18 protein-coding genes are annotated in these 18252 nt (G+C 40.8%); 8 read left to right on the forward strand and 10 right to left on the reverse strand.

Annotation, left to right across the window (positions count from 1 at the left end; genetic code table 11):
- Positions 1–222: 222 nt before the first annotated feature.
- A complete protein-coding gene (locus tag AC2JBO_RS18845) occupies positions 223–2616 on the reverse strand; it encodes a secretin GspD/PilQ domain-containing protein (protein ID WP_496955182.1) in 2394 nt (797 codons plus the stop codon).
- A gap of 58 nt (positions 2617–2674) precedes the next feature.
- On the opposite strand from AC2JBO_RS18845, the gene AC2JBO_RS18850 reads away from it, so the two are divergent.
- A complete protein-coding gene (locus AC2JBO_RS18850) occupies positions 2675–2923 on the forward strand; it encodes a hypothetical protein (RefSeq protein WP_496955183.1) in 249 nt (82 codons plus the stop codon).
- On the opposite strand, the gene AC2JBO_RS18855 is transcribed toward AC2JBO_RS18850, so the two are convergent.
- Genes AC2JBO_RS18855 through pilM form a run of 3 tightly spaced genes read right to left on the reverse strand, consistent with a single transcriptional unit; the run spans position 2924 to position 5575 of the window.
- Positions 2924–3688 carry a pilus assembly protein PilO gene (locus AC2JBO_RS18855; RefSeq protein ID WP_496955184.1) on the reverse strand — a complete coding sequence of 255 codons (765 nt, stop codon included), beginning with the start codon at positions 3686–3688 and terminating at the stop codon, positions 2924–2926. It lies immediately after the preceding gene.
- Positions 3685–4464 (reverse strand): PilN domain-containing protein, encoded by a 780-nt coding sequence (locus tag AC2JBO_RS18860; protein WP_496955185.1) that lies wholly within the window; start codon positions 4462–4464, stop codon positions 3685–3687. Before AC2JBO_RS18860 ends, AC2JBO_RS18855 begins: the two co-directional genes overlap by 4 nt.
- A gap of 4 nt (positions 4465–4468) precedes the next feature.
- Positions 4469–5575: a type IV pilus assembly protein PilM gene (gene pilM, locus AC2JBO_RS18865; protein WP_496955186.1), complete on the reverse strand. Its 1107-nt coding sequence runs from the start codon at positions 5573–5575 to the stop codon at positions 4469–4471.
- Between the two features lie 187 nt (positions 5576–5762).
- Between pilM and AC2JBO_RS18870 the strand changes: the two genes are divergently transcribed.
- A complete protein-coding gene (locus tag AC2JBO_RS18870) occupies positions 5763–7064 on the forward strand; it encodes an ABC transporter substrate-binding protein (RefSeq protein ID WP_496955187.1) in 1302 nt (433 codons plus the stop codon).
- 175 nt (positions 7065–7239) lie between these two features.
- On the opposite strand, the gene AC2JBO_RS18875 is transcribed toward AC2JBO_RS18870, so the two are convergent.
- The 5 genes from AC2JBO_RS18875 to AC2JBO_RS18895 all read right to left on the reverse strand — a co-directional run bounded on the left by AC2JBO_RS18875 (position 7240) and on the right by AC2JBO_RS18895 (position 10532).
- Positions 7240–7635 (reverse strand): hypothetical protein, encoded by a 396-nt coding sequence (locus tag AC2JBO_RS18875; RefSeq protein ID WP_496955188.1) that lies wholly within the window; start codon positions 7633–7635, stop codon positions 7240–7242.
- Positions 7632–8174, reverse strand: a complete 543-nt coding sequence (locus tag AC2JBO_RS18880; RefSeq protein ID WP_496955189.1) for a hypothetical protein — start codon at positions 8172–8174, stop codon at positions 7632–7634. Before AC2JBO_RS18880 ends, AC2JBO_RS18875 begins: the two co-directional genes overlap by 4 nt.
- A 49-nt stretch (positions 8175–8223) precedes the next feature.
- Positions 8224–9543, reverse strand: a complete 1320-nt coding sequence (locus AC2JBO_RS18885; RefSeq protein ID WP_496955199.1) for a bifunctional folylpolyglutamate synthase/dihydrofolate synthase — start codon at positions 9541–9543, stop codon at positions 8224–8226.
- Positions 9544–9729: 186 nt separating this feature from the next.
- On the reverse strand, positions 9730–9855 hold the full coding sequence (locus AC2JBO_RS18890) for a photosystem II protein Y (protein WP_496955190.1): 126 nt from the start codon (positions 9853–9855) through the stop codon (positions 9730–9732).
- A gap of 158 nt (positions 9856–10013) precedes the next feature.
- Complete coding sequence (locus tag AC2JBO_RS18895) at positions 10014–10532, reverse strand: gamma carbonic anhydrase family protein (protein WP_496955191.1); 519 nt, start codon at positions 10530–10532, stop codon at positions 10014–10016.
- A gap of 302 nt (positions 10533–10834) precedes the next feature.
- Here AC2JBO_RS18895 and AC2JBO_RS18900 point away from each other — a divergent pair, with 302 nt between their 5' ends.
- The 4 genes from AC2JBO_RS18900 to map all read left to right on the forward strand — a co-directional run bounded on the left by AC2JBO_RS18900 (position 10835) and on the right by map (position 16109).
- A complete protein-coding gene (locus tag AC2JBO_RS18900; protein ID WP_496955200.1) occupies positions 10835–11344 on the forward strand; it encodes a TIGR02652 family protein in 510 nt (169 codons plus the stop codon).
- Positions 11345–11479: 135 nt separating this feature from the next.
- Positions 11480–11923, forward strand: a complete 444-nt coding sequence (locus tag AC2JBO_RS18905) for a VOC family protein (RefSeq protein WP_496955192.1) — start codon at positions 11480–11482, stop codon at positions 11921–11923.
- Between the two features lie 272 nt (positions 11924–12195).
- Complete coding sequence (locus AC2JBO_RS18910) at positions 12196–15138, forward strand: M16 family metallopeptidase (RefSeq protein WP_496955193.1); 2943 nt, start codon at positions 12196–12198, stop codon at positions 15136–15138.
- A 143-nt stretch (positions 15139–15281) separates the two neighbouring features.
- Positions 15282–16109: a type I methionyl aminopeptidase gene (gene map, locus AC2JBO_RS18915; protein WP_496955194.1), complete on the forward strand. Its 828-nt coding sequence runs from the start codon at positions 15282–15284 to the stop codon at positions 16107–16109.
- Here the strand turns inward: map and AC2JBO_RS18920 are convergent.
- Entirely contained in the window at positions 16106–16405 is a 300-nt protein-coding gene (locus tag AC2JBO_RS18920) for an acylphosphatase (RefSeq protein WP_496955195.1), read from the reverse strand. The genes map and AC2JBO_RS18920 overlap by 4 nt on opposite strands.
- 456 nt (positions 16406–16861) lie before the next feature.
- Here AC2JBO_RS18920 and AC2JBO_RS18925 point away from each other — a divergent pair, with 456 nt between their 5' ends.
- Together AC2JBO_RS18925 and AC2JBO_RS18930 are read left to right on the forward strand one after the other, a co-directional pair.
- Positions 16862–17236, forward strand: coding sequence for a DUF1823 family protein (locus AC2JBO_RS18925; RefSeq protein WP_496955196.1), 375 nt, complete (start codon positions 16862–16864; stop codon positions 17234–17236).
- Between the two features lie 306 nt (positions 17237–17542).
- Positions 17543–18252 (forward strand): glycogen-binding domain-containing protein (locus AC2JBO_RS18930; RefSeq protein ID WP_496955197.1); only part of this gene is annotated, 710 nt, incomplete at its 3' end.

Raw genomic sequence — 18252 nt, forward strand, 5'->3', positions numbered from 1 at the left:
AAAACTCCGTCCCGTTATTCCACACCGGGTTTTTAGATTAAAAACCTTGATGCTTAAGGACTCTAGGTTCAACGCCTAGCAGACAGGTTCAATATTTTATTTGACTGGAAACGTTGACGGCAAAAGCATTTTTGCCAATCAGATTTTTGGCGAAGGTATTGACATGTAGAGACGCGATTAATCGCGTCTCTACACAATTTAATTAAATTTTACAAGTGGGAGCTACTTTCTTGGTACTTGTAAACCGCGACGTTCGAGCATTTGCCGTACTTCAGGACTTGGATTGTAGTTGTAACCGTAGGAAGAACGCTCAGAGTCATCGATAACTTGAGGTGTTAGTAAGACAATTACCTCATTACGTGTATTCTCTCGGTTTGTTCTTCTAAACAACGAACCAAGAAGTGGAATGTCACCTAAGATAGGAAGTTTGGAAACAGTTGTTCTATCTTGGTCTTGAATAATACCACTAAGAATCAGGGTTTGACCGTCACGCAAACGAATTAAACCAGAAGTAAGCGAACGTTCAGACACAAGAATTATTTGTCCAGCACCTGTATTTTGTGATGCTAATGGTGCGCTAACGGCAGGAGCGACCGAGAGCGATACAAAACCGTTATCATCAATTCGGTCAATTTTCACGTTTAGTGTTAAACCAACTTTTTGTTTGTCAATAGTTCTCTCTGTTCTAGAACCACCTGGAGTATCAACTATTCTTTCTACTATGTTTCCTACTACTTCCTGCGTCAAGTTTACCTGAGCTTGTTGACCTTCTTGAACAATTAGAGTTGGGTCAGTTAGAATCTTCGCGTTGCGGTTTTGTACTTGAGCTTGTATCGAAGCAAGTAAACGTTTGGGGAACTGATATAGGGTTGGTAAAGATGCTGTCGCTGTTCCTAAAGTACCTTGCGATACACTGGTTGTACCATCTGCATTACGTGTGACAATGTTATTTGTTGCTGGAGTGATGCTAGTAAATCCAGGCGTTAAAGGGTCTCCTGTAGGAGCAGTAGGTGTGTAGAATTGACCAGTACCTGGCGCTTGTGTTGTGGTGGTAGTGCCATTTGGATTTACAACTACGGTTCCAGGAGTAGTACCAGAAATGCCTACAGTACTATTTGGAGATAGAAAAGGTTGACCTGTAATTGGATTAGTTATAACAGGAGTGCTAGTTACACTGCTAGATGCTTCAGCACTGGTAGCAGGTCTGGAACCTCCAAAGTTTAAAGATGCGGCGCCACCATCACTAGTGAAATAGTTATTGCCTAAACCGAAAGAGAAACTAGTATTAAAATCTTTAATTCCTGACAAATTAATATCAACAATTTTGACGTTTACTGCTGCTTGGCGCCGTCTTACATCCAACTGACTCAATTGTGCCATTGCTAATTCAACTTGCTTTGGCGTACCAATTAAAGTTAGAGAATTAGTACGTTGGTCTCCTAGTGCTTGCAAACCTCGAAGTAAGGGTGAAGAGTATTTAGAGTCTTCTAGTGATAACCGCTCAATACGGGTTTCTGTAGTAGTTTGAGTTTGAGTTGTAGCTACACCTTGTCCTACAGGTACTGCACTTACGCTTGTAACTTGACGCTCTCTGCTGATAGCACTTTCGGCGCCCAAACCAACCAAGAAGTTCAGTGCTACATCGACTGTTACTTGGTTTAGTCGTAAGTTCCGCATTACTGTATCGCGGCTAGAGTTTGGCAGTCTAGGACCAACAAAAATTGTGCGTCCACTACGGTTTGCTTCTAGTCCACTTAGACGTAGTACGTAGTTAAATACGTCTTGTACTGGTTCGTTTTGAATATCTAGTGATACTTTGAGTCCTTCTCCAGGTCCAGACGCTGCTGGTTGTCCAGTACCTGATGTTGGGTCTACTGATGAGTATGCCAAGTTCATGTTGGCAGCGCGCGCAAGTAATGATAGGACTTCACGAACTGGTGCATCGCGTAGTACTAGGCGAGGTACTCGTTCTTGTGTTCCTAAATCAATTACGCTAGGTGATGCGTCTATTGCGGAAATTGCGATGTCTCCTACTGGTGGCGCCACTGCACGAGGTAAGAATGGGGGTGCGACGTTGGAAGGTTGACCTGGGCCTGTTACTGGTGCTGTTTGAGCGTTACTAATTCCAGCAGGTGGTGCCGTTGGTGCTGTGGGTATTGTTGGAGGTGTTGTTGGAGGTGTTGCAGCAACAGTTCCATCACCTGGGGTGAAACTCAGCGTCAAACCGTCGCGACTGCGTGCTACCGGTTGGGCGCCAGGAGTACCGCTGCTGCCTGTAACTACAACACGTACACTGTTGGCATCGAGTTGGTTAATTGCTACTGAGGCGATACCAGGGGCAGGATTATCTTGACGAAAGTTATTACCTTCTGGTATACGTAACTGAGTATTAATTATGTCGGCTACTAATGTGTTGCCGCGTTTGGTTGTAAATACTTGCGCGCGTTCACCAGAAGATGTTTCTAATACTAGGTTGACTCCCGAATCACTTGGATTTAGTTTTACCCTGGTTATTTGGGTAGTTTGCGCTAAAACTGGTTGTGCTGCGAAGATTGCAGCTACTGTACTAAGAGCGAAAGCACTGAAAGCACTATCTATATTACCGTGACGTTTCACAGTTCATTCCTCACCTGAATATAAAGTAAAAGTTTGTGTAGTTTTGTGTAAGTAAGTTTTGAATCAAAAATTCACATTGCTGCAATTATTTAAGTTGAACTTTGAGTTGAACCTGTTCACGTTTTTTCATTATGTATATAGAAATAGAAGGGCGAACCGCAAAGGACGCAAAGGACGCAAAGGAAGGGAAGGGAAGAAAGATGCTTCATTCCTCAGCATGACATTTTACACTCAGCACTCAGCACTCAGCACTCAGCACTCAGCACTCCTAACTCAGCACTCAGCACTCAGCACTCAGCACTCCTAACTATTTTGGCGGAGGTGCTGGTTTTGCTTGGGCTGCTGCTTCTTCTGGTGTAAGTGGCATTAGCGCTTGTAGCTGGAAGGTTGTGGAAATTTGTACCGGACCAATCATTCGGATTGGTTTTCCTAGGGGGTCGCTGATTGTTTCTGGGTTGAGTTTGGAGTCATAATCTTTGACTAGCAATAATGGCTGTAGTCGCTCGATATTGCGAAGAATTGACTGTGTTTGCTCGTATGTACCCGTAAATTCAATATTTATTTTGCTACGTTTTAATTTCCCGTTGACTAGTGGTCCAAAGGTGCCATCGGTTATGATTTCGCTTTTTTGAGCATCAGGTGTATACCTTCGCATTTTGGATTTGACGGCATTTCCTGGTAGCAAATCGTTACCTGATTCTATTAGTCGATTCACATCAATTAATAGTGTGTCTAAGGTTTTTTCATTGGCAAATAAGCCTAAAACCTGTGTTTGCTGAACTTTTGCTTGAGCTAGCTCTTTTTTAACAGCGTCTATTTGCTTGATGCTTGCTTTTTTCTGGTCAATTTGACTCTGTAAGTCGGTTTGCTTGGCTTGCTGTTGCTGGTAGTTTTCCCAGCTTGGCAAAATCATGTTCATCACGATGTAAGCTGCTCCGCCAAGTCCTAATAAGCCGATTAAGATACCGCCAATTTTTGGTGTAAAGGTAATACCAAAAAGGACGGGATACGCAGGGGCGGCTTCTTCAAACCCACCGCCACTTTCAAAATCTAAATCTTCACTAAAAGTCATCGTCGAAGCGCTCCTGTTTGTTGCAAACTACGAATACGAGCTACTAGTCCAACTGTGCCTTTTTGCTCTAGTTCACGCATCAGTTCAGATGCTGGGACATCGCTCAGACTAGATTGAATAGTGTATTTCACTACCTTTGGTAGCTTGGCGCCTGGGGGTAGTCCATTTGGAGGCGCCGGAGCTTCAACCAATTCAGCGCTCGCGATTCGCACTTCTTTGGCTTTTAAGAATCGCGATTGCTGTAATGTCACTAAGAAATCATTGACATCAGCAAATGAACGCGCGAATCCTCCTATCTCAATTCCTCCCGCTTGGCTTGGCTGTTGTCCTGCTGGTGGTGTTGATGCTGAGGAAGGCGCCGCTGCTGCTACATGTTTAACGTTTTCTAGCTGTACTGAAGCTGGAATCCGTTCTCGAACATCTTGGAGTATGGCAGACCAAGGACGAATTTGGTCGAATACTGTAACTAGAGCTTGTGTTTCACTCTTAACTTGGGTGATTTCTTGCTTGATTTTATTAATATTCCCAATTTGAGCTTCCAATTGTTGGTTCTCTTGGTCTAATTTGGAAATATTTTGCTGTAATTGATCATTTTGTGTTTGTAAAATCCACCAACCAGTTCCAACTATTGCCAATGTAAAAGCTGTAACTGCTCCACCTATATACAAGGGCGTTAAATCCCCTGGTGACATCGGAACTTTGACTTTGGTGCCACGCTCATTTTTATTTTGAGATGGCGCCCGGTCTTTGAGAAAATTAACATCTAAACTGTACACTTGCTTACGCCTCCCGCATTCCAAGCCCAAGAATTATTCCTAGTCCGGGACGTTGCATTGTTGGGTATTTTTCCTCATCTATCACGAGTGAATTGGCACCTACTGGGTCGATTTGGGTAGTAGGTAAACTCAATCGTTGAGTAAAAAACTCATCCATCTGTGCTAGTCCGCCACCGGGACCTGCCAGCATTATCTGCGCGACTTCTAAGTTTTCACTTTGATTCAAGTAGAAATCTATCGACCGACGCAATTCATCAGTCAGTTCTCCTAAAACCCTCATCATCGCTGCCATCCCAGGATTGACTGAGGTTTGACCCGTTTTACCACCATCCATTCCAGTCGAAGGAATTGTTATCCCTTGCAACAGTTCCATATCGCGCGATGCTGGTAAATTCATAGCGCGCGATAATGCCATTTGCATCTGATACGTACCAATTGGCACCGTTCTTGAAAATTGCGGTACACCATTGACAATAATCGCAATTTCTGTGCTATCAAACTCAATATCAACTAACACCGCTGCTTCCTGTGGTCCAAATTGCCGCAGTTGCTCGCGAATTGTCCGAATTAGTGCAAAGCTGCTTATTTCCAGAACATCGATTTGCAATCCTGCTTGCTCAAATGTTCTGACATAGGTATCAGTCACTTCTTTGCGCGTCGCAACAAGCAGTACTTGTACCTTCTCAATGCCATCTTCATCGACAAAGTAGCCTAATTTCTGATAATCTACATCAGCTTCTTCACGAGGATATGGCAAATACAACCCTGCTTCGTGGTTAAGTACCATCTCTCGCAGTTCTTTATCATCTAATTCTGCTGGCACAGGTATTAGACGCACGATAGAATCACGACCAGGTACAGCAGTTGCTACCTTAGAAGCTTTAATTTTGCTTTCCGCAAGTGCCTGTTGAATTATTTGTGCCATCGCTGGGGGGTCAGCAATTTGACCATCTGCGAAGACACCTTCGGGAACTGGAACCGATGCTAAAGCATCTAGTTTTAAGCCTTGACCCTGTTTCCGTATACGAGCAATATTAACTCGTTGCGGCGCCAGTTCGATGCCTATCCCTTTATTAGATTTCCCAAATGGGTTGTTAAAGCGTTTAAGCACAGTATTAACCGCAGAACTAAATGAATGAACCGTGAAAATTTTATTGATTAAAGTTATTAGTTACCAGGAATAAAACCTGCAAACTTTACGAATAATGATTTAGTTACGCATACCTACTGACGAAATAATTTACAAACGCTTATAATCACCAAAATTCTGCACTCCGAAGTAACCACGATTGACTACAATGATTCCATCTCAAAAGTTTAAGAAACTAACAATTTGTGCGCTGCTTGGCTTATTAACAACCTGGATTGTTAGTTGTAGCAGAGGCAACGTAACCACTAGTTCCAATCAAACCTCACAAACTGGCGCCATAGAGTTTTGGACAATGTCGCTAAAACCGAAGTTTAACGACTACTTTCAGAGTTTGATTGCGAGTTTTGAATCGCAAAATCAAGGTATAAAGGTTAACTGGGTAGATATACCTTGGGATGGAATGGAGAACAAAATCTTAACAGCTGTTTCCGCAAAAACGCCACCTGATGTGGTAAATCTAAATCCAGGCTTTGCATCGCAGTTAGCTGGACGAAACGCTTGGTTAGACTTAGACGCGAAAATTCCAGATGACATTCGTTCCTCCTACTTACCCAATATCTGGAAAGCGAGTACGTTAAACGGTAAGAGTTTTGGTATACCCTGGTACCTCACGACTCGGTTAACCATTTATAACACTGATTTATTAAAACAGGCAGGGATAGCTAAAGTGCCCAGTACATATACTGAACTCGCACAAGTTGCTCAACAAATTAAAGACAAAACAGGTAAGTATGCCTTTTTTGTAACATTTGTCCCACAAGATTCAGGGGAAGTACTTGAGTCCTTCGTCCAAATGGGAGTAAATTTACTCGACGCATCGAATAAAGCAGCTTTTAACACCCCTCAAGGTAAAACAGCATTTCAGTACTGGGTAAACTTATATAAAAAAGGTTTACTTCCCAAAGAAGCACTTACGAAAGGACACCGCCACGGCATAAACTTGTACCAATCAGGCGCCACAGCGATGCTAAATACTGGAGCTGAATTTCTTAAAACAATTGCCCAAAATGCACCAAAAATTGCCGAAGCAAGTTCTATAGCACCTGAAATTACAGGAGAAACAGGCAAGAAAAACGTCGCAGTCATGAACGTCGTTATCCCGCGCGATACCAAAAAGCCAGATGCAGCACTAAAATTTGCCCTATACCTAACCAACGACCAAAACCAGTTAGCTTTTGCCAAAGCAGCTAACGTTTTGCCATCAACAGTAAAAGCTTTAGCAGATAGCTACTTCAAAGAAGTTCCAGCAAATGCTGCAAATTACGACAAAGCGCGTACAGTAAGTGCCACTCAACTACAACAAGCAGAAGTCCTAACACCCACCTTAAAAAACTTCAACATTCTACAAAAAGCAATCTACGACAACCTCCAAGCAGCAATGCTAGATGAAAAAACCGTAGATCAAGCTATTGCCGACGCAGAAAAAGAATGGAATAGTCAACAAACGTAAATAACGTAGGTTGGGTGGAGACTTTGCGGAACCCAACATAATTAGCAACAGATAGTTGATTTGAAATAGTAGGGTGCGTGACGCTACCAAAATTTGAAAACGAAGCGCAGTACTTGTAGCGTCACGCACCTAGTTTTGTTTGTAACTGATCCGTTATATCCGTTGCCAGCTAACCCTAATTTCTTTCCGTAATTAAGCTTTGGAATTTAGCTTCATCAAAGTTAATGCCCCGACGAAAAAAATACTTTTGAATATTGATTTCAACAAACAAATCCTTAAGTTCATCAGCAATTTCCTGCGGTGGATTTCCAGACAATGCAATTGCTATTAAACGCTCTGCGGTATTTACTTCGCCACAATCAATAGCTAGCGAAGCAGCACTTCTATGTAATATAGAACGAGCTGGTTCAACTTCTGGATTATTTGCTAATAATGAAGCCGCTTCTGTTTCCTTAACAAAAGCCTGCTTAAATAATTCTTTAGCATTAATCAGGTCGCCTCTAAGTTTAGCAACCTCTGCCATTTCTGCCAAATCCATTGCTTGTTCATGCAACTGTTGAATCTGACTCATTTTTCCACCATGTATGTTAAGGGATTACCAAACTCGACAACCACTATATAAGCTGGGAACTCACCGTCGCTTGGGCTGACTTGCTCTACTTTTAGTTTAACTCTAGTTTTAATTTGGCTATCATCCCCTTTGCGTATGCCAGAAACTTCTAAACGCACAGTATTCTCAAACGGTGTATCATCCCTGTTTGTTTTTTTACCTAACCAGTAATCAAATCCAGTTCCTTTACGGGAACGTTGAATAACTGTATATTCTGTAAGTTGTTGTATAACTAGGAAAGCTATCCCATAAGCAGCTTGCTCTGTTGTATACTCTTTGTCATTCCAACACCGAAGCATTTGGTCTGTAACGTCTTGCCAGTAAAGTTGGAAAGCATCCGTAAAATCTCCTTTAATTGTAAGTATTACACCCTGAGTATGCCCTTGGTCAGTTAGGCAAATTGCACAAGCTTCTGCCAATGTAGTACCAAATGCTGGAGTAATAGCAGGTAATCCTTGTTGAAGGTCAGTTACTACCAATGTTTTGATTTGAGAATTCATTCAGTCTTTTGTTCTTTTGTCAAGCAAAGTTTATACTAATTTTTCCAGCTTACTCTTTATTTTCCATTCCTAGAAAATGACCAATTAAATAGAGTGAGCCACACAAAACAACTAAATCTTTCGGCGCCGACCCAAAACAGTTATTTAAATCAAAATAGTTCAATTCTGGCAATGCAAAAGCTGTATTCAGCGCAGATTTTAAATCGCTATAAGTTTGGCAAAAATTTAGCTCTGGACAAATTTCATTAGCTAGTTTTGCTAACTCGTTAGGTTTTGCCGAACTATGGTCAGGAACAGGTACTATATATAATCTGTCATTTGGTCGCAGTAATGCTTTAAACACTTTGTCATGTTCTTTAGTCGAAAGCATCCCCATCACCCAACTAACTGATTTAATGTTTAATGAATCTATATAATTACGCAACACAACAGCCGCAGCAGGATTATGGGCGCCATCAATTAGTAATTTATAATCATTCTCGTTATATTTCCATTGAGTCCACTGCATTCGACCCAGCCATTTTGTTTTTGCCATCCCTACTTTGATGGCTTCTTCTGGAATTTGCCAGCCTTGATTTTGTAAAACTTCTAATGCTGCTAATGCTAAAGCAGAGTTAAAAAGCTGAATTTGACCTGCTAATGCTAAAGGGTATTTAATTGATTTTGAATCCAATAATATAGATTGATATTCTGCCCATTCTTTATCTCCCTGAATCGCAGGTTGCGGAATATAAGTAGGACAATCTAGTTTAAGAGCGCGCGTTAGTACCACTTCTTTTGCATCAAGCGGTAATTGCCCAACTACAACCGGACAACCAGATTTGATAATTCCAGCTTTTTCACGCGCGATGTCAGCAACAGTCGGGCCAAGCTGCTGCCAATGTTCTCTACTTATAGATGTAATAATAGATACTAATGGTTTTGGACAAACGTTAGTCGCATCAAGGCGCCCTCCCAAACCAACCTCAATAATCGCAATATCCGCATGTTGCTGTGCAAAATATAACCAAGCGGCTGCTGTAATGACCTCAAACTGTGTGGGTGATTCCTCATTCGGGTCAATTTTCGCTTGGACTTGAAGTATCAAGTTAGACAAATCTTTCTCTGATATTGGCTGTTGGTTTAGACTAATACGCTCTGTCCAGTCAACCAAATGAGGAGAAATATAGCGTCCAGTTCGATAACCAGCTTCTGTAAGAACTGAAGATAGGTAAGCGCATACAGAACCTTTACCGTTTGTTCCAGCGACGTGAATAACCGGAACCATTAGGTGGGGATTACCTAGATTTTCTAAAAGCTTATTAATTCTTTCGAGTCCAAGATGCACCCCGAAGCGCTGAAAAGGCTTGATTATAGCGTCAATGTTCACAATTACGTCGAAACCAGGTTTCAAAATCAATATCCGTCATCAAAACAAAATTTTTTACACAATACCGTTAATCAGAGTAAAGACGCGATTTTCGTAAAGACGCGATTTTAGTGAGACGCAACTTGAGTAGAGACGCGAGGAACATCGCGTCTCTACGGCGGTTAATAATTATCCTAAGTTAAGATTCTATGCTTCTCTGTTTAAAAAGCTTTGAACTTGTCTTAGCGCTGCTGCACCAATGTTGAATGCTGCCCAACCAGCTGCAACTGCGATTGGCGCCAAAACGACTGCTACGCGAAAATCGATATCCATATTGAGAACCCCTCTGTTAAGTAAAGATTTAAGTTTTGTCAATTCTTCTCATCTTATTTTTAGCTATAATCGCAATTTTTTCAAATTCTTTCCCAGAATTGTGTAAAGAATATTTACAATTCGACTCAGCACTCAGCACTCAGCACTCAGCACTATTCCTAAAATCCTGGTTCTGTACCTTTACCAGCATGTACTAAAGCTAACTTTTTGTAACGTTCGGCGTGTTCAATAAGGTCTGCTGCTTCAGCGTCAGAGACTGAGCGCACAACTTTGCCGGGAACTCCCAGGACGAGTGATTGGGGTGGCACATCTTTTGTCACGACGGCACCAGCACCGATAATACTACCAGAACCTACCCTTACCCCATCCAAAACGATGGCGCCAATACCGATTAAACAACCGCGCTCAATATAGGCTGAGTGGACAACAGCCCGATGCCCAACGGTAACATAAGCTTCTAAAATAGTAGGGTTGCCTGGGTCTCCATGCAAAATTGCTCCGTCTTGAACGTTTGTACATTCGCCAATTTCAATTCGTTCCACATCTCCCCGCACAACGGCGCCGTACCAAATACTAGCACCAGCAGCAACACTGACCGAACCAATTACAACGGCAGTGTTTGCGACGAAGGCAGCTTGAGAAATGTCGCTTAAAGACCAGTAGGAAGAGGTTGACACGATAGAATATAAGTAAACTAATGAGCGAAAGTACTGTTTCTTAAAACATGAAAAATAGTTATAAGTATTAGATTATAGTTTTTTCTCAGCAAATCTAAACTTAAGACTAAAAATTACCGTACCAAAACCATGAAATGCTATATGTTTCTTATACTCCCAACTTCTTTGTCCCTTTGAAACCCCATTTAATTAAGTAATTACGCTTAGACGATAAGTTAAAAATATAACTTGTATCCGTTTGCTGGTAATTAACTAGTGATTTGTTGGCGATAAAAAAATCATATGTTTAAATGCACTTCATGATGAACTCAGCTTTGCAATACCCAATATTTGGTCCCGAAATCCAGTGTCCTCATTGTCGGCAAACTATTCCGGCACTGACACTTACTGACACTTATTTGTGCCCTCGACATGGTGCATTTGAAGCCAACCCAAAAACTGGAGAGCTTATCCACCTTCAGTCAGGACGACACTGGCGCCGATGGAACAACGAATGGTATCGCCAGCACACGCACCCAGATGGAATTCGTTTTGAAATACATGAAGCCTTAGATAAACTTTATACGCAAGGTTATCGGGCAACGCGAGTAATTATTGCTCGACGTTATCAAGAACTTATGGGTGGGTATTTAGAGCGAAGTACCCCTTGGCGTTCTGGGCAGTCAGAGGGAGTATCCGCGCGACTTTACGGTTTACCTGTTGAGTTTAGCCCCGACCCAGACTCTGAACCCTGCTGGGAAGTAATTAATTTTGATTTAGAAAAAGAACCTGGAGTACCCGTTAGATATCCGTACTTTAGATTATTTGAATAAGTTCTGAGTGCTGAGTGCTGAGTGCTGAGTGCTGAGTGCTGAGTGCTGAGTTATGAGTGCTGAGTGCTGAGTGCTGAGTACTAACTCCTAACTCCTAACTCCTAACTCTTAACTCCTAACTCTTAATTAACTATTATGCATCATGCTTCGATTCGGACAGCAAATATTCATCGCGCGATAGCTTTCTACGAACAATTGGGCTTTACGGTTGCTGAACGTTTCACTACTGGCTATACACTAGCGTGTTGGATGGAGGGATTAGATAGTCGAATTGAGCTAATCCAAATTCCTGAACCACATCCAACTCCCGATGCTTTCGCAGACGAACATTATGTAGGTTATTATCACCTCTCATTTGACCTTACTCAACTGGCGCCAGATTTACCCACTTGGTTAGCTTCTTTGAAAGAGCGTTTTGCGTCTTCTTCCCAGAATTACCCTGATGGATTAACACTTAAAGTCCTATTAGAACCAACACAACAGCAAATTGGCAACAACGTCTACGAAGTTGTTTTTATTGCCGATGCGGATGACTTACCTCTGGAATTTATTCGTATTATGAAATCAAGTCCACTCTAAGTAATTAACGCGATACATACGTAAATATAGTTACTTAAAATTACGGTATTTAGTATTTGTACTGATGTTTTATTTTTAACTAAAAATCCTGTTAATTGCCATTTAACGCTGTAAATATCCTTATGAAGCGTTATTTTATGGCATTGATTGTTTCATCTGTTTATAGAATGTTGTTATCTGTAGTGTTGCCGAGGCGACAGAATCAGTCTTCGGATTATACTATAGTCATAAAAAAATCTGTAAACCTAATTACAGATAATATTCTAAAATGCATGTCCGTGTTTTATAAGTTATACAAGTATCGTTTTACATTATTATTATTAAGTGCCTGCTTAACTTTGGTTATCCTATTAAACAATTGTGTTAGTAGCCAATCAAACGCTATGTTTAATCGAGTAGCTAATCAAGTTGATAATCAAGTATATATACGTAAAAAATTAGTATCTAACATAAATAACTTACATAAACAATCAATGAATGAAGATGTTCGTAAGATAGTACTAGAAAATGGTTTAACTGTAATCACGAAAGAAGTTCACACCGCTCCAGTGGTAACGGTACAAGTTTGGTATAAAGTTGGGTCTCGAAATGAAGAGCAGGGAGTTAATGGAATCGCGCACCAACTTGAGCATATGATGTTTAAAGGTACTCTTCAGCGTCCAATTCAGTTTGGAAGATTATTTAGTACAATTGGCAGTGACTCAAACGCTTTCACCAGTTATGACCAAACTGCATACTATAACACCGTCGAACGCGCGAATTTGAAGGCAGTGCTTCAATTAGAAGCTGATAGAATGCAAAACTCCAAGATTGAGCAAAACGCACTGAATAGCGAAAAACGAGTAGTAATCTCCGAATTACAAGGTTACGAAAATCACCCCGAATACCGTCTCAACCAAGCATTACTACGCGCGGCATTTCCTAACCATCCATATGGACTACCCGTAGGTGGTACTGCATCTGATGTTGAACAATTTACAGTCGAAACAGTTCAAAAGTACTATAAAATATTTTATCGACCAGATAACGCTGTATTAGTAATTGTTGGTGATTTTCAAACCGAACAAACAATTGCTGATGTCAAAAAATTATTCGTTAATCAAAGTGCTGAGAATAGTGCTGAGAATAGTGCTGAGAAGAAAGTGCTGAGTGCTGAGTATCAAGAGGAACTTCATACTCAGCACTCAGCACTCAAAACTCAGCACTCAAAACTCAGCACTCAGCACTCAGCACTCAAAACTCAGCACTCAGCACTCAGCCCGATAATTATAAAAGAACCAGGCGCCGCTGCAATATTGCAAAGTGTCTATCCTGTACCTGATATCAAACATCCAGACTCGCCAGCTTTGGATGTAATAGACTATATTTTGTCAGATGGAAAAAATTCACGACTTTACCAAGCATTAGTTGATTCAGGTATTGCGACAGAAGCTGATGGTTCAATTGCAAGTCTTAAGGACTTTGGCTGGTATGAAATAACTGTTTTAGCTACTCCCAAGCAGGATTTGAAAAAAATAGACTCGATTGTTACAAATGTGATTAAAAAATTTATAGATAAGGGAGCTGATGAGTCCGAGTTGAAGCGTGCGAAGGCACAATTTGAAGCAGGTGTTATTTTGGGTAATCGTGATATTACTAGTCAAGCCATGCAGTTGGGCAATGATGAAGTTGTTACTGGTGACTATGAATTCATGAATCATTACCTAGAAGCGATTCGCAAAGTCACAGCAGAGGATGTTCAGCGCGTCGCTAAACGTTATCTTAATATTGATGCCCGTACTGTTGGCTACTTTTTACCAACAAAGACTCCAAAAAATGTCAAAAATACTACTGGCAAAACGAACCCAAATCAAACCCACGAAAGTTTTACTTCTTCAGGTGGTATTTTAGACAAAGCTGATATTGCAAAGTATTTACCGGACTTTGAAGAGGCGCCACAAAATACTGTACATAGTATACCTGAATTGGTAGTATTACCAAATAGTCTACGAGTGTTGATGCTACCTGATAGCAGTAGTCCAACGGTGACATTAAGCGGCTATATTAAAGCAGGCTCCGAATTTGACCATGATGATAAAGCTGGACTGTCGGAGTTAGTTGCAGACAATTTACTTAGCGGTACTAAAACCAAAGATGTCTTAGCACTCGCAAAAGCTTTGGAAGAACGTGGAGCTAGTCTTGATTTTAACCCCTCGCGCGAAGGTGTACGAATCGAAGGCAGCAGCTTGACTCCAGATTTACCTGTACTGCTGCATACTTTGGCAGATGTAATCAAAAATTCTACTTTCCCAAATCGAGAACTTGAATTAAGCCGTAAACATGCTTTGAGTATACTTGAGCAAGATTTGGATGACCCCGAAGAAGTTGCAAGAAGAACATTTGTACAATCAATTTACCCCAAGCAACATCCACTGCACAAATTTCCCACGAAGCAAAGTTTACGACGAATCACTCGTAAAGATGTAATTGACTTTAAAGCTAAGTACTACCGTCCCGATGCGATGGTTCTAGCTTTGGTAGGAAATTTTGATAAAGCGTTAGTAAAATCGTCTCTAACATCCGAGTTAGGAGATTGGCTAGTTCACGGAAAAGCTGAAAAATTAGAGTATCCTAGGGTGTTAATGCCATCAAGTATTGTCCAAGTTAATTCAGTACTACCTGGTAAAGCTCAAGCAATTACTTATATGGGCAACACTGCAATAAATCGTAATGACTCGCGTTATTATTCAGCACTGGTATTAAACCAGATTTTGGGTGGTGACACCTTATCGAGTCGGTTGGGTGCAGAATTACGTGACCGTCAAGGATTAACTTATGGAATTTTTAGTAATTTCCTTGCTGGTAAAAATTCTGGTACTTTTTTAATCGAAATGCAAACCAGTCCACAAGATACAGCCAAAGCAATTGCCAGTACACGTAAATTACTCAAAGATATTCACCAGCTTGGTGTTACTGAGCAGGAAGTTGAAACTGCAAAACGCACGGCAATTAGTAACTACGTTGTGTCTTTAGCAAACCCCGATGAATTAGCACACCAAATTTTGATGAATCAAGTTTATGGTTTAGATGTAGAGGAGTTACGTGGATTTATTGATCAAGTTAATCTGGTTACTCTCTCCCAAGTAAACCAAGCTGCGCGCGAGTTGCTTCATCCTGACAAAATTGTTGTTGTCACGGCTGGGCCTGCGATTGGACAGGATATGCTGTCAAATTAGCGGCGCCAATGGTTTTAGAACATTAGTAGCAAAAATAAGTTAAGTTAAATATAGATAATATTCCTTAACTACAGAAGTTTACGTGTGTGATGTATAACTATCAAAAGTTTCTGTGTTAAAGAAAAATAGTATATTAATACTCCATGAACATTCTAAGTAATCTGCTTTCTAGACCAGCTCAAAGTGTTGCTCCTAAACGCCAACGTCGAGGCATTGAGATAAAATCGCCGCGAGAAGTTGAGATTATGCGGCAATCTGCCAAAATTGTGGCAACTGTACTCAAGGAAATTTCTGAAATTGTACAGCCAGGAATGACCACAGCAGATTTGGATGCTCATGCGGAAAAACGAATTCGTGAAATGGGCGCCACACCCAGTTTTAAAGGTTATCACGGTTTTCCAGCTTCAATTTGTTCAAGTATTAACAATGAAGTCGTACACGGTATCCCTAGTCGTAAAAAGGTTATTCGTGCTGGAGATGTTTTAAAAGTTGATACAGGCGCCTACTTCCAAGGCTATCACGGTGATTCATGTATCACTATTGCAGTTCAAGAGGTAACACCCGAAGCTGCCAAGTTAATTCGCGTTGCCGAAGAAGCTTTGTTTAAAGGTATCGAACAAGTTAAGGCAGGAGCTTATTTACTTGATTTAGCTGGCGCCATCGAAGACCATGTGAAAGTAAATGGTTTCAGCGTTGTCGAAGATTTTACTGGACATGGCGTTGGTCGCAATTTACACGAAGAACCTTCGGTATTTAATTACCGCACTCGCGAAATGCCTAACGTTAAACTACGCGCGGGAATGACTTTAGCAATTGAGCCAATTCTAAATGCTGGTTCTAAAGTTACACGTACCTTAGCTGACCGTTGGACAGCTGTAACAGTAGATAACTCACTCTCAGCACAATTTGAACATACTGTATTAGTTACAGAAACTGGGTATGAAATTCTAACCGACCGTAGCACACTTTAAAAACGTCTGACTTCAAATATTTCAAAACCAAGAGGCGCCGTATATTCAACTTTGACCGCTTCAACAAGTGCTGCTGGTGGTCCCTCGTGACACCAGCTAATCATTTGTTCTACAATCGCGCGCTTACCTTCAAATACTGCTTCTACACGCTTGTCGGGTAAATTACGTACCCATCCATTAAGCCCCAACTGGGTTGCGGTTTCAACTGTCGAATAACGATATCCGACCCCCTGGACTCTGCCGGAGATTAGAACATGAGCGCAGGTTAAGTCTGATGCCAGTGGAGAATTAGACATAAGCTGATTATTGTTGCACGATAACCAGTTTACTACTTTTCTGATTTTTACCACAGAGACACAGAGTACACAGAGAGTCAATACTAATTGGTTAAGAATGAAAATCGCTATTGCCCTTTGTGTTCTTCGTGTCTACCCTGCGGGAAATCCTCCGGATTATGTGGTTCTTTAAAGAAATAAACCACAAAGGGCACAAAGGGCACAAAGAAAAGAAGAAGTTACGTGTAATTTTGTAGAAAATTTAAACTGAACCTAATTTCCTTCCAAGAATGAATCAGCCCTGTCCTTAATAAGGGGAGCTAAAAACTGCTCTGTTCCCCCCTTCCACGCGGGGGGCTAGGGGGGATAAGTTATGATAGAAAAATCTAACTAATGCAATGCTTAATTTGTAGTTTGCACTGATGCTTCTAATTACGGTGTAAATTTTCAACTCCACATTTCATCAATTTAAATAATATGATTGATTTACCACCCCTTAATACCGAAACACTTTGGGCAATTATCAATGAAACAATCGATGAACCTACTGTTAACCAGTTAGTATGGTATTACCTCGGTTATAGATATAATGACTCAACACATAAATGGGAAGCTACAGAATTAGCTTCTGAATGGCGCACTGAGTACCCAGAACCACCAGATTTTTTTGATAGTCGTCCCGCAGCAATGAAGTTAACTCGCTCTATTCCTCAAGAAAATAAACAACTACTCAAAGAAAAACTCGGTTTCAAAGGTTACAAAATTGGTGAATTTGGACCAAAGCAAACACGCCGAGCTACTGCTGCTAATTGGTTGTTAAGTTATATGCAAATTCATGGAATTGAATTTTAGTTGAGACTTTTTTAAGAAACATTATAAACCCGACTTCTTTAAAAAGTCGGGTTTCTATTTTTTTTACATCCCTAATCCGTATTCCATCCTCAAGATAGAGGTAGCCATAAATTAATTCTTTCTATAGCAAGATAGGCAAATCTCTTCTAAAAGTAGAAAATACTATTGATTGTTTTGGGTAGTTAAATAAACATTATATTTGGTCAATATCCCCGTTTATTGACCGTTACTAAGGGGGTAAATGCAAAGAAATGTGTTTATTTATACTACATCATTTGATATTAAAGATATAAGAGTAATTTTGTTATGGCATCCATTGAATTTAATCTATTTGCTCCTTATAACAAAGGCGCCGCTGTAATTGGTTCGTTTTCAAATTGGGAACCAATCGAGATGGAAAAGGGCGATGATGGTTATTTCCGTACAAAGATAGAATTAAAAGACGGAGAGTATCAATATAAATTTCGTGTTCAATCTAAATCTTGGTTTTTTGAAGAAGACCAGTGGGTTGATGTAACCGACCCCTATGCAACCGATATCGATGAGTCTACAGGACAAGATAACGGTGTTGTTAAAATCAAGGATGGGGAAAGAATTCTTGATACATATGTTTGGCAGCACGATGATAAACCATTACCTCCCGACCATGAGTTAGTAATGTATGAAATGCATGTTGCTGATTTTTCTGGTGGTGAAGATGATCCCAACCCGCGCGGAAAGTATAAGCACGCGATTGAGAAGTTAGATTATATCGCTGACCTAGGAATTAATGCAATCGAATTGATGCCAGTTAAAGAATATCCTGGTGATTATAGCTGGGGTTATAACCCACGTTTCTTTTTTGCTGGTGAATCGAGTTATGGTTCGACTGCGGATTTGAAACGCTTTGTTGACGAGTGTCACGCAAGGGGCATTCGGGTAATTATGGATGGTATTTATAATCACTCCGAAGCCGGGAGTCCTTTAACACAAATCGACCATGATTATTGGTATCATCATGAACCACGTGACCCCGA

The organism is Calothrix sp. CBUCES-K 9914 (assembly GCF_059640475.1).

Coding starts and splice junctions, on each gene's coding strand:
- AC2JBO_RS18855 (WP_496955184.1), bottom strand. CDS start 3,688: ATGACTTTTAGTGAAGATTTAGATTTTGAAAGTGGCGGTGGGTTTGAA.
- AC2JBO_RS18870 (WP_496955187.1), top strand. CDS start 5,763: ATGATTCCATCTCAAAAGTTTAAGAAACTAACAATTTGTGCGCTGCTT.
- AC2JBO_RS18875 (WP_496955188.1), bottom strand. CDS start 7,635: ATGAGTCAGATTCAACAGTTGCATGAACAAGCAATGGATTTGGCAGAA.
- AC2JBO_RS18880 (WP_496955189.1), bottom strand. CDS start 8,174: ATGAATTCTCAAATCAAAACATTGGTAGTAACTGACCTTCAACAAGGA.
- AC2JBO_RS18890 (WP_496955190.1), bottom strand. CDS start 9,855: ATGGATATCGATTTTCGCGTAGCAGTCGTTTTGGCGCCAATCGCAGTT.
- AC2JBO_RS18900 (WP_496955200.1), top strand. CDS start 10,835: ATGAACTCAGCTTTGCAATACCCAATATTTGGTCCCGAAATCCAGTGT.
- AC2JBO_RS18905 (WP_496955192.1), top strand. CDS start 11,480: ATGCATCATGCTTCGATTCGGACAGCAAATATTCATCGCGCGATAGCT.
- AC2JBO_RS18910 (WP_496955193.1), top strand. CDS start 12,196: ATGTCCGTGTTTTATAAGTTATACAAGTATCGTTTTACATTATTATTA.
- map (WP_496955194.1), top strand. CDS start 15,282: ATGAACATTCTAAGTAATCTGCTTTCTAGACCAGCTCAAAGTGTTGCT.
- AC2JBO_RS18920 (WP_496955195.1), bottom strand. CDS start 16,405: ATGTCTAATTCTCCACTGGCATCAGACTTAACCTGCGCTCATGTTCTA.
- AC2JBO_RS18925 (WP_496955196.1), top strand. CDS start 16,862: ATGATTGATTTACCACCCCTTAATACCGAAACACTTTGGGCAATTATC.